The organism is Caulobacter sp. ALps2 (assembly GCF_058681635.1).
The window spans coordinates 4,784,243-4,797,741 of record NZ_CM178743.1; the positions used below are offsets into that span (position 1 = coordinate 4,784,243).

A 13,499-nucleotide genomic window follows, 5' to 3' on the forward strand; every position below is an offset into this window, starting at 1 on the left:
TCCTGGAGACTACCGTGCCCAATCTCGCTCATGGCCTGGACGCCAAGGACATCAAGGCCAAGATCGCCTCGCTGATCAGCAACCTCGTCGACATCACCGACGAGACCGGCGAGTTCCTGCTGCGCCTGGACGACGGCCGGGTGATCGACACCAAGGGCTGGAACGACTGGGAATGGACCCACGGCGTTGGCCTGTACGGCCTGTGGAAGCAGTACGAGATGCACGGCGACGAGCGCGCCTTCGACATCATAACCCAGTGGTTCGCCGACCGCTTCGAGGCCGGCACCCCGACCAAGAACATCAACACGGTCTCGCCGTTCCTGACCCTGGCCTACCTCTACGAGGCCACCGGCGACCACACCTACATCCCCTATCTCGAGACCTGGGCCGACTACGTCATGTACGAGGGTCCGCGCACCGAGGAAGGCGGCTTCCAACATATCGTCTTCAACAGCGAGAACCCGCAGCAGCTGTGGGACGACACGCTGATGATGAGCGTGCTGCCGCTGGCCAAGATCGGCCTGCTGCTCGACCGCCCCGACTTCGTCGAGGAGGCCAAACGCCAGTTCATGGTCCACATCAAGTACCTGGCCGACCGCAAGACCGGCCTGTGGTTCCACGGCTGGACCTTCGAGGGCCGTCACAACTTCGCCGACGCCCTCTGGGCGCGCGGGAACTGCTGGGTGACGATCGCCATCCCCGAGTTCATCGAGCTCTTGGACCTGAAGCCGGGCGATGGCCTGCGCGCCTTCCTGATCGACGCCCTGGAAGCCCAGATCAAGGCGCTCACCGAATTCCAGGACCAAGAGACCGGCCTCTGGCACACGATCATCAACGACAAGACCTCGTACCTGGAAGCCTCGGCCACGGCCGGCTTCGCCTACGGCGTCCTGAAGGCCGTGCGCAAGCGCTACATCGGCAAGGAATACGAGGCCGTCGCCATCCGCGCCATCAAGGGCGTGCTGGCCAATATCGACGACAAGGGCGAGCTGCAGCAGGTCTCGTTCGGCACCCCGGTGTTCGACACGATCCAGGGCTACAAGGACATCCCGCTGACCTCGATGCCGTACGGCCAGTCGCTGGCCATGCTGGCCCTGGGCGAGTTCCAGCGCGCCTTCATCTAACCCACTCCACATCATCCGGTCCGGCCATCAGGTCGGACCGGTAAGGGGCGCCAAGACCCCACCTCAAAGGGACTAGAGACAACCATGGCCACGCCGGACATCCGCAAACCCACCTGGGTGAACTATTGGGGCTGGGGCTCCGGCGACATGCTGGGGGCCGGCGCGCAAGCCGTGATCACCGGCTGGCTGGCTTACTTCTTCATCACCTTCTGCGGGCTGTCGCCGGTCGAGACGGGCCTGATCCTGGGCCTGCCTCGCTTGCTGGAAGCGATCACCTGCCCGCTGATCGGCTACATCTCCGACAACCTGCGCCACACCTGGGTCGGGCGGAAGATCGGCCGACGCAAGATCTTCCTGATCCTGACCATCCCGCTGCTGCCGGCCTTCGCCCTGATCTTCGTCACCGGCCAGACCTTCGCCTACTACCTGGTGACCTTCATCTTCTTCGAGTTCGTCTACACGATGTTCCTGATCCCGTGGGAGACCCTCGCGGCGGAGATGACCAAGGATTACAAGGAGAAGGCCAAGTTCGCGGGCGCCCGCATGCTCGTCGCCCAGAGCTCGGCGATCCTGGCCTCGTATCTGCCGACCCTGATCATCAACAACTTCGGCGGCAAGGACTCGCCCAACACCTTCCTGATCATGGCCGCCATCTTCGGCGTGCTGTTCAGCATCGTCGTGACGATCGTTGTCCTGCTCTCGTGGGAGCGCCCCTATACCGAGGCTGAACAGCTGATCCAGCCGGAGCCCATGGACTGGTCAAAGGCGGCGCTGATCCCGGTCAACATGTTCCGCGACTTGTTTTCGACCCTGCGCATCAAGGCCTTCCGCCAGCACCTTTCGCTCTATCTGGGCGGCTATATCAGCCAGGACATCTTCAACACCGCCTTCCCGCTGTTCGTGGCCACGGTGATGCTGGGCTCGACCCTGCTGATCTCGCAGCTGATGACGACCATGTACGTGGCCCAGCTGATCTCGGTGATGATCGCCATCCGGGTCATCATCCGCACCGGTCCCACCGCCGCCTACCGCATGGCGATCAGCTTCGTGGGCGCGGCCCTGCTGCTGTTCCTGGCCTTCTACCTGACCAAGCCGACGGGCTTCGCCCAAGGCGTGGCGGGCCTGGAGGGCAACATCTTCAGCGCCAAGGCCGGTCCGGCCGTGCTGTTCTGGCTGTTCGTGCCGATCATCCTGGCGGGCCTGGGCCGCGGGACGCTGAACTTCGTGCCGTGGGGCGTCTACAACTACCTGCCCGACGTCGACGAGGCGGTCACCGGCCAGCGCCGCGAAGGCATCTTCGCCGGGGTCATGACCTTCGTGCGCAAGATCGCCCAGTCCGGCGCGATCCTGGTGACCACCACCCTGATCGGCATGGGCGGCTTCGTGTCCGCCGCCAAGGGCCAGCCGATGCCCGTACAGACGCCCCAGGCGATCCAGGCCCTGGTGCTGGTGATGATTGGCGGGCCGCTAATCGTGATGATCGCCGGCATGCTGATCTCGTGGCGCTTCCACCTCAACGCCGGCACCCACGCAGTTCTGGTCCACGAGGTCGAACGCCTGCGCGCCGGCGCCACCGCGCCCGAGAGCGAGGAGTCAAAGGCCATCGTCGAGGACCTGACCGGCTGGAAGTGGGAGAAGCTCTGGGGCCGCGCCTAGAGCCAACCGTTGGAGCGGGCTATGCGGCCCGCTTCAACCCGGTTGGCCGCGCCCAGCTTCTGGGCCGCTTCCGACAGGTAGTTGCGGACCGTGCCGGGCGAGAGGTCCAGCACCTCGGCGATGTCCTTGTTCGAACGCCCCTCCTCGGCCAGGCGCAGAATCTCGCGCTCGCGGTCGGTCAGGGGATCGGGCGCGGCGTCCCAGATGGATTCCGACAGCTCCGGCGCGATGGCCCGACCGCCGGCCGCGATGGTGCGAACGGCGGCGGCCAGCACGCTGCTGGGGCCGTCCTTCAGCAGGTAGCCTTTCACCCCCGCCTCCATGGCCCGGCGCAGGTAGCCCGGCCGGCCGAAGGTGGTGACGATCAAGACCCGTGTGCCGGCGCCGTCCGCCTTCAGCTTCGATGCGACGTCGATGCCGGTCAGGTTGGGCATCTCGATGTCGGAGATCAGCACATCAGGCTTCTCGGACCGCACCAGATCCAGCGCCGCCTGGCCGTCAGGCGCACGCCCGACTACCTGGATATCGCCCTCCATCTCGAGTAGCGCGCAAAGGGCGCCCAGCACCATCTTCTGGTCTTCGGCGATGACGACGCGGATCACGAGGCGGTCTCCCCAAGGGCGCTCACAGGGGCGGAAGCCACGAGGCGCGTCCCGCTCTTGTCCGATACGATGTCGAGGTCGCCGCCGATCGCCGACAGCCGGGTGCGCATGCCCTTCAGGCCCGAGCCCTCGATGAAGCTGCCGCCCTTGCCGTCGTCGACGATGCTGAGGGTCAGGGCCACGGGGCTGGGCGCTACCCGAATCCGACAATGCGTCGCACCGGCGTGGCGAATGACATTGGTCACGGCCTCGCGCAGCGCCATGGCCAACACCGCCTCCTGGCCAGGATAGCCGTCAGTCTCGGCGGCCGAGACCTCGGCCTGAATGTTGGCGGCGGCCAGGGCGGTCTTCGCCCGCTCCAGCTCGGTGGTCAGCGAAGCGCCCTTCATGCCGACCACGGCGGTGCGGACTTCCGCCAGGGCCTCGCGGGCGGCGGCGGCCACCGACTCCATCTCGCGCTCGGCGGCCACGGCGTCGCGGCTGACCAGCTTGGCGGCCAGCTCGGCCTTCACCGCCACCAGGGTCAGGGTGTGGCCCAGCAAGTCGTGCAGGTCGCGGGAGATCCGTTCTCGCTCGGCCGTGGTGGCCAGGGCGCGGACCTCCTCGTGAGCCAGGGCCAGTTCCTCGTTCTTGCGCTCGATATCGGCCTGCATCAGGCCGGCGAAACCGGTGATGCCGCCGAACAGCACGCCCGAGGCCCAGACCGGCCAGTTGTAGTTCATGAAGAACGGGCCCAGCGCCAGCAGCACCAACTCCAGCCCGATCATCGTCCGCACCGCCAGCTTGCGCGAGCCCAGGCGCGAGGCGAACGACATGGCGTAGATCGTGTAGACGCTCCAGCCGGTGTTGAACGGCGCGAGCGATAGGCCGATGGCGTAGATCGCCAGCACATGCCACAGCGCCGGCCGGCCCTTGCGCATCCAGATCGCGTAGAACAGCGCCAGGAAAACCAGCACTCCGCCGATCGAGGCCGCCAGCTCCAACGGTCCCGGCCGGCGGAAAATCCACGAGATGAAGTAGAACGGCACGTAGCACAGGAAGACCAGGCTCCAGCGGCGGCGCGAGTGGCCGTCCGCCAGAGGAGTGCTGCTAGGGCGAGTCGAAGTCTCCATGCCGGCGATGTCGCGCGCGGGCTTCTCCACGGTCAAGCCGCCTGCCGCCGCCAAGCCGCCCACGCGCCGACCAGGGCCGCCACGCTGATCGCGAGCAGGATGGAGACGTGGCCCTGGACGTCGGCCATCGGCTGCATGCCCGACAGCATCTGCGACAGCTGCCCCAGGTGATAGGACGGCATGACCTGGGCGATGCGGGTGAACCAGTCGGGCATCATGTTCAGCGGCATCCAAAGGCCGCCGAACAGGGAGAAGCCCAGGAACAGCAGGTTGGCCACGGCGGTCGCGCCTTGCGAGCCCAGGCGCAGGCCGACATTCAGGCCGATCAGGGCGAACGGGATGGCCGAGGCCAGGCCCAGCCCCAGGGTCGCGGCCCAGCGCCACGGGACCATCTTCACCCCGCCGAAGAAGGCCAGCAGGCCCAGCAGGGCGATCGACGCGGCGACCAGGGCCAGCGCGGCGGCCAGGCGTCCGACCAGATAGCCGCCGGCCGGCAGCGGCGCGATCTGCTTCAGCTCGATCAGCTTGGCCTCGCGCTCGGCGGCGACGGCCGCGCCGAAGCCGAACATGGCCGGGGCGATGGCGGCGAAGATCACGTAGTTGGCCAGCATGAAGTGGGCGATCTCCTCGCGTCCCTTGCTGAGACCCAGGCCCATGACCCCGTAGAACAGCAGCGGCAGGGCCACGCTGGGGATCAGGAATTGCGGGGTGCGCCAGGTGGCCAGGACCTGGGCGCGGGCTTCACGAATGTAGACGAGCAGCGTGTGCATCTCAGGCGGCCTCGGCTTGGCGTTGGGTCCCGACCAGGCGGGTGACGGCGTCTTCCAGCGAGGCGCCGGCGACGGTCAGGTCGTCGACGGTCTCGTCGCGGGCCAAGAGCTCGCGCAGAGTGGCGGGGGCGGAGGTGGTCAGCAGCGTGACCCGGCCGCCGTCGCGGCTGACGCCGGTGACGCGGGCCAGGCCCGTCAGCTCGGCGTCCGACAGCCGCGAGCGGCAGCGGATGGCGACGCCCGAGACACGGCCCTTGATGGCTTCGGGCGAGCCGTCGGCGATGACCTGGCCGTGGTCGATGACCACGATGCGGTCGGCCAACGCCTCGGCCTCGTCCAGGTGGTGGGTGGTCAGCAGCACCGCGCAGCCGCGGGCGATCTCGGCCCGGACGGCGGTCCACAGGGCGCGGCGAGCGTCGATGTCCATGCCGGTCGTCGGCTCGTCCAGGACTAGAAAGTCCGGGCGGCCGGCGATGGCCAAGGCGAACTGCACACGACGCTGCTGGCCGCCCGACAGCGCTCCGCAGCGGCGGCGCTCAAGGCCCTCGAGGCCAGCCAGGCGGATGATTTCGTCCAGCGGGCGGGGCTTCTTGTAGTAACCCCGGAACAGATCGACCTGCTCGCGGACGGTCAGGGTGCGCGGCAGGCCGGCCTCCTGCAGCATGACGCCCATGCGGCCACGCGCGGCGACGTCGCGCGGATCGCCGCCGAACAGGAAGGCCTCGCCCGCGTCGGGGCGCAGACGGCCGGTCAGCAGGGCGACGCTGGTGCTCTTGCCCGCGCCGTTGGGACCCAGCAGGGCCACGCACTGGCCGGGGCGGATCATCAGGTCCAGACCGTTCAGGGCCAGGGTCGCGCCCCGCCGCTTGACCGCCTTGGAGATCGCCGCGACCGGTAGTGGAAGGTTTGGGGTCGGCGAAAGATTGGCTGACATTGGTCGGCTCCCTCGAAGTGAAGCCAACATTGCCGCCTCGCCGGACGGCGTATCAGTGCCGGCCGTCACCGGGCCGACATGACAAACGTCACCTTCTTGACGTCACCTTCTTGGCGTCACCTTCCGGTTCAGGCCGCCGCGTTCCAGGCCTTTGTCATCAGGGTGACCGCCGAGAAGTCGCCGAACGCCCAGCGCAACGGCAGCGCGGCGGGCCGCCGCCAAAGCCTCTTGGGCCTGAACCGCCACTGGCGCTGGACACCCTCGGGCCAAGTCCCGCCAAGCGGCGGATCCCAATCGATCTCCACGCGCCCTTGCAGATGCAGCAGGTCACCCGTGTCGAAGTCGACGAACAGCAGCGCCGCCCGTGGATCGGCGACTAGGTTGCCCAGGGTGTTGAAGAACCGGTTGCCGCGGAAATCCGGCACGATCAGCTCGCCGTCGACGACCTTGACGAAGCCCGGCAAGCCACCTCGGTGCGAGATGTCGACGCCGCCGTTATCGACAACCGCCGCGCCCGAAGCCGTGGCGACAAAGAAGGCGTCGGCATCGGCGATCTGGGCGAGGACCACCGGCGCATCCATAGTGACCGGCTCCGCCGGAACCGTGGATCCCGGCGCGCTCTCGACGGCGCGGGTCTGGATGTACTGTGGGCAATTGCCGAAGCTTTGAAGCACCTTGAGGCGCGAACTCCCGGCGTCGGCGGCCTCGATCACCCCATTGACGCGGTTGCGGCGACGGGTGGCGAAGTCCAGGCCCAGAACCCCGAACGGCCGGCCGGCGCGGAAGAGTTCATGGCCCGGCTCGCCGTCACGCGGCGTCGCATGGATCACCAGCGTCGTCGGATCCGGGCTGGTGATGAAGCCCGGGTCCCCCGTCAGCACGGTGGCCACAGGCCAGCCGCCCTCGTCGATCGTGGCGACGAACAGATATGGCAGCAGCCCGAAGAAGTCCCGGTGCTGGTCGGGCATGAACGCTCTGATGCCCGTCATGCCGGGCGGGTGCAGGCCGGCCCGCGCCTGGGCGGCCAACTCGCCGCGGTGGAAAGGCTGGTCCATCTCAAGCCACCGCGGCCTGGACGAAGTCCGGCATCGGCTGGAACCAGGGCTGCGCCTCGACCCGCGCGAGCCACGCTCGGACGTTCGGATACGCGTCCAGCGTTACCCCACCGTCCGGCGCGTGAGCGACGTAGCTGTAACAGGCGAGGTCCGCGAGGGTAATGTGGTCGGCGGCCAGGAAGGTCCAGTCCTCGAGGTGCGCCTCCATGAACACGAGGACCCGGGCGGCGATCCGGGCGGCGCGGACCGGATCGTCGGGCAGGCCGAACAGGGCGATCATCCGCGCCATCGCCGGACCGTGCATGACCTCGCCCGCCGCGATCGACAGCCAGCGTTGCACCGCGGAGGCCGCCGCCGGCTCCTGTGGCAGCCAGGGCCCGTCCGGGGCGTAGCGGCGAGCTAGGTAGACGAGGATGGCGTTGCTGTCGCTAAGGGTCACCTCGCCGTCCTGCAGCACGGGGATCTGGCCCAGCTGATTGCGCGCCAGGAACGCCGGCGACGCCCGTACGTCCTTCGGCGAGTCCACGAATGCGTAGCTTAGCCCGAGAGCGTTCAGCATCAGCCCCACTCGGTGGGTGTGCCCGGACAGAGCCGTGCCGTGCAGGACAATGGCGGCCATGGGAAATCTCCAGCGCGTTGCGATAACGCCATATTGGCCGTTGCGCCCGACGCAATGAATTGAACAAATCCGCAATATATTTTTCCATTTTTCGGAATTTTAGATGGATCGTCTGGACGAGCTTTCCCTGCTGGTGGCGGTGATCGACGCCGGTGGCCTGGCCGCTGCTGGCCGGAGGTTGCGGCGCTCGCCCGCGGCCATGACCCGGGCCCTAGCGGCGTTGGAGGAACGCGCCGGCGCGCGCTTGATCGAGCGCACCACGCGCCGCCTGGCCCCGACCGAGGCCGGTCGCGAACTGGCCGAGCGCGCCCGCCGTTTGCTGGCCGACTACGAGACCGCGCTCGAGACCTCAGCCCCCGACGCTGTGCGCGGCCTGCTGCGCGTCACAGGTCCCACGGTGTTCGGCGCTCGTTATCTGGCGCCGGTGATCAACGCCTTCCTGGCCGAGCACCCGGACGTAAGAGCCGAGGTCACGCTCCACGATCGGAACCTCGACCTGATCGAATCCGAGCTGCATGTCGCCTTGCGTATCGGAACGCTCGCCGACTCCAGCCTGGTGGCGCGGCGGGTGGGTGGCGTTCGCAGGGTCACCATCGCGTCTCCCGATTATCTGGCCCGGCGCGGCGAGCCGAAGACACCGGCCGATCTGGCGCACCACGAAACCGTGCTGACCACGGCGGTCTCGGTCACCCCGGAGTGGCGGTTCGAAACCGGCGGGCGGCCCCGCGCCGTGCGACTAGATCCGCGCCTGCGGATCAACGATGTCGAGGCCGCGCTGGCCGCCGTGCTGGCGGGCCAGGGGATCGGTCGCGCCCTCTCCTACCAGGTCGCCGACGACATCGCGGCGGGCCGCTTGGTCCGTCTCCTCCGCGACTTCGAGCCCCCGCCCCTGACTGTCCAATTGCTGACCGCCGGCGGACGCTTCATGCCGCCGCTGGCGCGAGCGTTCCTAGACTACGCCGCGCTCCGGCTGGAACGCCTGGCCGTGTTGCGCGAGGGCTGACGAGATCCGCTCTCCTTGGAGCCGTCACGCCCGACCAGCGTTTCCACTTCGCGTAGCAACGAGGTAGCGTCATGATTAGCTCTTCCTTCCGCCGGGACACGATCACCCGGCCGATCTTCCAATGGGCCAAGGGCGTGCTGCCCGCCTTGTCGGAAACCGAGCGCGACGCCATCGAAGCCGGCGACACCTGGTGGGACGCGGCGCTGTTCACCGGCGATCCGGACTGGAACGAGCTTCTCGCCTTCCCCAAGCCCGAGCTGAGCCCCGACGAGAAGGCCTTCATGGAAGGCCCGGTCGAGAGCCTATGCGCCATGCTGGACGACTGGCGCATGACCTGGGAGACGCGCGACCTGCCGCCCGAGGCCTGGGATTTCCTCAAGCGCGAGAAGTTCTTCGGCATGATCATCCCGAAGGAGCATGGAGGCCTGGGCTTCTCGCACCTGGGCCACGCCGAGATCGTCCGCAAGATCGCCACCCGCTCGACCTCGGCGGCGGTGACGGCGATGGTGCCCAACTCGCTGGGTCCCGGTGAGCTGATCCTGCGGTTCGGCACGAAAGAGCAGCAGGAATACTGGCTGCCGCGACTGGCCGATGGACGCGAAATCCCCGCCTTCGGCCTGACCAGCCCCGAGGCCGGTTCCGACGCCGGCGCCATGACCGACGAGGGGGTGGTCTGTCGCGGGATGTGGAAGGGCGACACCGTCCTGGGCGTGCGGCTGAACTGGCACAAGCGCTACATCACGCTGGGCCCCGTCTGCACGGTGCTGGGTCTGGCCTTCAAGCTGCGCGATCCCGACCGCCTGCTGGGCGGCGAGGAGGACATCGGCATCACCTGCGCCCTGGTCCCGACCGACACGGCCGGGGTCAGCATCGGCCGCCGCCACCTGCCGGCCTTCCAGACCTTCCAGAACGGCCCCAACTGGGGCGAGGACGTCTTCATCCCGCTGGACCTGATCATCGGCGGCGCCGAGCGCGCGGGTCAGGGCTGGAAGATGCTGATGACCGCCCTGGCGGCCGGGCGCGGCATCTCGCTGCCGGCTATGTCCGGCGCGGCGGCGGCCTACAGCACCCTGACGACCGGCGCCTATGCCCGGGTGCGCCAGCAGTTCGGCATCGCCATCGGCAAGTTCGAGGGCGTTCAGGAGCGCCTGGCCCGCATCGCCGGCAACGCCTACCTCGTCGACGGCGCGCGGCGGCTGACCTGCGCGGGCCTGGACATGGGCAAGCACCCGTCGGTGATCTCGGCCCTGCTGAAGTCCGGCGCGACCGAGCGCATGCGGATCGTCGTCAACGACGCCATGGACGTCCACGGCGGCAAGGCGATCATGGAAGGCCCGCGCAACTACATGGGCAGCCAGTACCGCGCCGTGCCGGTCGGCATCACGGTGGAGGGCGCCAACATCCTGACCCGCAGCCTGATGGTCTTCGGCCAAGGCGCGATCCGGGCCCATCCCTACATGCTGCGCGAGATCCTGGCCCTGGGCGACGCCGACGAGGCCAAGGGCTTGGCCGCGTTCGACGACGCCTTCTGGCGGCACGTGGCCCACGCCATCCGTAACGGGATCAAGGCCACGGCTCGCGCCTGGACCGACGGCGCCCTGGCGCCCGCGCCGGACGCCGGCCGCGCCAGCCGCTTCTACCGCCAGTTGGGCCGCTACAGCGCCGCCTTCGCCCTGACCTCCGACATCGCCCTGCTCACCCTGGGCGGCGAGCTGAAGCGCAAGGAGATGCTGTCGGCGCGCCTCGGCGACATCCTGTCCGAGATGTACTTCCTGTCGGGCGCCCTGAAGCGCTGGGAGGACGAGGGTCGGCAGGATGACGACTTCCCGCTGCTGCAGTGGAGCGCCGACACCGCCTTCGCCACGATCGAACAGCGCTTCGACGAAATCTTCGCCAACCTGCCCAATCGCCTGGCCGGCTGGCTGCTGCGGGCGGCGGTGCTGCCGTTCGGGGCGCGCCGCCGGGGGCCGTCGGACCGCGTCACCCGCGCCTGCGCCGACCTGATCCTGCACCCCTCGCCCACCCGCGACCGCCTGGTCGAGGGCGTCTATGTCGGCGGCGAGGACGAGGCGATCGGCCAGTTGATCGACGCCTTCGAGCGCGTGGTGGCCACCCAGCCGATCCACGACCGCCTGAAGGACCAGGGCGTCCGCGCCTGGAAGTACGGCCTGGACAAGGGCCTGCTGACGCCGGACGAAACCGCCGCCCTGGCCGCCGCCGACCTGGCGGTGTCCAAGGTCATCGCCGTGGACGACTTCGCGCCGGAGGAGCTCGCCGGCCCCTCGGCCGAACCGCCACCCGCGGCCTCGTCAAAGCGCCAACGCACGGCGGTGATCGCCGAGCCGACAATCGGTCGCGCCCCGGCCTAGAAACACGACCTTGGAGCCGGGCTCGGCGTCGCTGTACAAACACAGTTCGACGCTGAGTCCCGAAAGGTCTGGTTCGTCCATGCATACGCAGAGAATTCTCGTCACGGGCGGCGCGGGCTTCGTCGGCTCGCATCTTTGCGACCGGCTGCTGGAGACCGGCGCCGAGGTGCTCTGCGTGGACAACTATTACACCGGCTCGCGCCTGAACGTGGCGCAGAACCTGACCAATCCGCGCTTCGAGCTGCTGCGCCACGACGTGACCATGCCGCTTTATGTCGAGGTGGATCAGATCTACAATCTGGCGTGCCCCGCCAGCCCGGTGCACTACCAGTTCGACCCGGTGCAGACGACCAAGACCAGCGTTCACGGCGCCATCAACATGCTGGGCCTGGCCAAGCGGGTGAAGGCTAAGATCCTGCAGGCGTCGACCTCGGAAGTGTACGGCGACCCGACCATCCACCCGCAGGTCGAGACCTATTGGGGCAACGTCAATCCGATCGGCATCCGCTCTTGCTACGACGAGGGCAAGCGCTGCGCCGAGACGCTGTTCTTCGACTACTGGCGCCAGCACCGGCTGCGCATCAAGGTGGCGCGGATTTTCAACACCTATGGCCCGCGCATGCATCCCAACGACGGGCGCGTGGTGTCGAACTTCATCGTCCAGGCGCTGAAGGGCGAGGACATCACGCTGTACGGCGACGGCAACCAGACGCGCTCGTTCTGCTATGTCGACGACCTGGTCGACGGCCTGATGCGGCTGATGAACACCGGTGACGAGGTGACCGGCCCGATCAACCTGGGCAACCCGGTCGAGTTCACGATGAGGCAGCTGGCCGAGCTTGTTCTCGAGCTGACGGGCGGCAAGTCGGGACTGGTCCACCGTCCCCTGCCCTCGGACGACCCTCGCCAGCGCCAGCCCGACATCACCCTGGCCAAGCAGCACCTGGACTGGACCCCGACGGCGCCGCTCAAGGTCGGGCTGATGCGGACGATCGAGTATTTCGACGGACTGCTGAAAGCCGCCTAGGGCTTGCGGCGGAACAGCTTCGGGTCCGACTCCGGGCCGTCGCTGCGACCACCAAACCAGCCCATCCAGAAGTGCACGTAGTCGCGCAGCATGTCGCGCGGCACGAAGAAGCCGTGCTGGTAGGGCGTGTCGACGCCGATCACCAGCTTCGGGTCGGGCTTGTCCTGGTACCAGGTGCCGAACAGGCGGTCCCAGATCGGCGCGATGCCGAAGTGGCCGGTGGGGCGGCTCATGTCCAGCTTGTGGTGCTCGCGGTGATGGTTCGGCGACTGGACCACCCAGCGGCCCACCCAGCCCCAGTCGGAGTCGATCTTGGAGTGGATCATGAAACCAAGGGCGACGACCAGCACGTTGACATAGATCATCACTTCGCCCGGCGCGCCCAGCACGGCCAGCGGCAGGTTGACGACGAAGATGGCGGTGAAGGTCACGGGATGCTGCCGACCCGACGTCACCACGCCGAAGTCCTCGGCCGAGTGGTGATAGCGGTGCAGCGGCCACATGAACCGGGTGTGGTCGGTTCGGTGAGTCCAGTAGTCGAAGAAGCTATACAGCGCGAAATAGAGCGGCAGCTGCAGCAGGAACGGCAGCGGCGGCGGGCCCAGGTTGACGCCCGTATGGGTCGCGATGGCGTCATGGATCCATTTTCCCGAGATCATCGAGGCGCCCAGCATCAGGATCCGACCGACGATGTCGGTCACGTGGCCCTGGCCCAGGATAAAGACGGCGATGTCGGTGTTCAGCGACGGGGTGCGGGCGAACAGCAATTGGCGCAGGGAGCTTTCCCGCCAGCCTACCACCACGCACTCGATCCAGAGCGCCGTCGGCAACAGCAGAAAGACCAGGAAGATGTTGTTCAGGTGGTCGTGAACCGACGCCGTGTGCAGGGTCTTGCCCAGGATGGTCAGGGTCAGCTCGGCCGGGATCAGCCGCAGCGACAGCCACCAGGCCGCGCCCGCGGCGGCTGCGTACATCACGAAACCGGCGATCAGGGCCGCGCGGCCCAGGCCGTTCGACGCGGTCGTCTCGACTCCGATCTCGGCGGCCGGATGTAGCGCTGCGGGTTTCAAAGACGTTCCGCTCCCCTGGAAATCCGGGGCATTGATGCGCCCGGCGCCGTTAAAACTTGGTGTGGCGCGGCAACTTCTGGTCGCGACATGACAAACGTCACCCCGATCGCGTGACCCCAGACACTGCAACGCTTCGAGTCGATCGGTCAGGTTCCTCG

General features: G+C 67.9%; 12 protein-coding genes and 1 pseudogene. 6 read left to right on the forward strand and 7 right to left on the reverse strand.

What is annotated here, in order from left to right:
• Nucleotides 1-14: 14 nt before the first annotated feature.
• Together bglB and ACW173_RS22460 are read left to right on the forward strand one after the other, a co-directional pair.
• Nucleotides 15-1,124, forward strand: a complete 1,110-nt coding sequence (gene bglB, locus ACW173_RS22455) for a beta-galactosidase BglB (protein WP_492082258.1) — start codon at nucleotides 15-17, stop codon at nucleotides 1,122-1,124.
• Nucleotides 1,125-1,208: 84 nt separating this feature from the next.
• Complete coding sequence (locus ACW173_RS22460) at nucleotides 1,209-2,780, forward strand: MFS transporter (RefSeq protein ID WP_492082260.1); 1,572 nt, start codon at nucleotides 1,209-1,211, stop codon at nucleotides 2,778-2,780.
• On the opposite strand, the gene ACW173_RS22465 is transcribed toward ACW173_RS22460, so the two are convergent.
• From ACW173_RS22465 to ACW173_RS22475, 3 genes are read right to left on the reverse strand one after another with little or no spacing between them, the layout of a single operon-like run.
• Complete coding sequence (locus tag ACW173_RS22465) at nucleotides 2,777-3,382, reverse strand: response regulator transcription factor (protein ID WP_492082262.1); 606 nt, start codon at nucleotides 3,380-3,382, stop codon at nucleotides 2,777-2,779. The genes ACW173_RS22460 and ACW173_RS22465 overlap by 4 nt on opposite strands.
• Nucleotides 3,379-4,524: a sensor histidine kinase gene (locus ACW173_RS22470; RefSeq protein ID WP_492082263.1), complete on the reverse strand. Its 1,146-nt coding sequence runs from the start codon at nucleotides 4,522-4,524 to the stop codon at nucleotides 3,379-3,381. The genes ACW173_RS22465 and ACW173_RS22470 overlap by 4 nt, the downstream gene beginning before the upstream one ends.
• A gap of 2 nt (nucleotides 4,525-4,526) precedes the next feature.
• Nucleotides 4,527-5,219: an ABC transporter permease gene (locus tag ACW173_RS22475; RefSeq protein ID WP_492086042.1), complete on the reverse strand. Its 693-nt coding sequence runs from the start codon at nucleotides 5,217-5,219 to the stop codon at nucleotides 4,527-4,529.
• Here ACW173_RS22475 and ACW173_RS22480 point away from each other — a divergent pair.
• A pseudogene (locus ACW173_RS22480) lies at nucleotides 5,195-5,263 on the forward strand (hypothetical protein); the annotation flags it as partial. The gene ACW173_RS22475 and the pseudogene ACW173_RS22480 sit on opposite strands and share 25 nt — an antisense overlap.
• A gap of 2 nt (nucleotides 5,264-5,265) precedes the next feature.
• Here ACW173_RS22480 and ACW173_RS22485 read toward each other — a convergent pair.
• The 3 genes from ACW173_RS22485 to ACW173_RS22495 form a co-directional block, all read right to left on the reverse strand.
• Nucleotides 5,266-6,198: an ABC transporter ATP-binding protein gene (locus ACW173_RS22485; protein WP_492082264.1), complete on the reverse strand. Its 933-nt coding sequence runs from the start codon at nucleotides 6,196-6,198 to the stop codon at nucleotides 5,266-5,268.
• A 128-nt stretch (nucleotides 6,199-6,326) separates the two neighbouring features.
• A complete protein-coding gene (locus ACW173_RS22490; RefSeq protein ID WP_492082266.1) occupies nucleotides 6,327-7,253 on the reverse strand; it encodes a pyridoxamine 5'-phosphate oxidase family protein in 927 nt (308 codons plus the stop codon).
• 1 nt (nucleotide 7,254) lies between these two features.
• Nucleotides 7,255-7,872 (reverse strand): glutathione S-transferase, encoded by a 618-nt coding sequence (locus ACW173_RS22495; protein ID WP_492082267.1) that lies wholly within the window; start codon nucleotides 7,870-7,872, stop codon nucleotides 7,255-7,257.
• A gap of 103 nt (nucleotides 7,873-7,975) precedes the next feature.
• On the opposite strand from ACW173_RS22495, the gene ACW173_RS22500 reads away from it, so the two are divergent.
• The 3 genes from ACW173_RS22500 to ACW173_RS22510 all read left to right on the forward strand — a co-directional run bounded on the left by ACW173_RS22500 (nucleotide 7,976) and on the right by ACW173_RS22510 (nucleotide 12,271).
• Nucleotides 7,976-8,875: a LysR family transcriptional regulator gene (locus ACW173_RS22500; protein WP_492082269.1), complete on the forward strand. Its 900-nt coding sequence runs from the start codon at nucleotides 7,976-7,978 to the stop codon at nucleotides 8,873-8,875.
• A 71-nt stretch (nucleotides 8,876-8,946) separates the two neighbouring features.
• On the forward strand, nucleotides 8,947-11,244 hold the full coding sequence (locus tag ACW173_RS22505) for an acyl-CoA dehydrogenase (protein WP_492082270.1): 2,298 nt from the start codon (nucleotides 8,947-8,949) through the stop codon (nucleotides 11,242-11,244).
• Nucleotides 11,245-11,323: 79 nt separating this feature from the next.
• Complete coding sequence (locus ACW173_RS22510; protein ID WP_492082272.1) at nucleotides 11,324-12,271, forward strand: UDP-glucuronic acid decarboxylase family protein; 948 nt, start codon at nucleotides 11,324-11,326, stop codon at nucleotides 12,269-12,271.
• On the opposite strand, the gene ACW173_RS22515 is transcribed toward ACW173_RS22510, so the two are convergent.
• Nucleotides 12,268-13,341 (reverse strand): sterol desaturase family protein, encoded by a 1,074-nt coding sequence (locus tag ACW173_RS22515; RefSeq protein ID WP_492082273.1) that lies wholly within the window; start codon nucleotides 13,339-13,341, stop codon nucleotides 12,268-12,270. The two genes, ACW173_RS22510 and ACW173_RS22515, sit on opposite strands and share 4 nt — an antisense overlap.
• Between the last annotated feature and the right edge of the window lie 158 nt (nucleotides 13,342-13,499).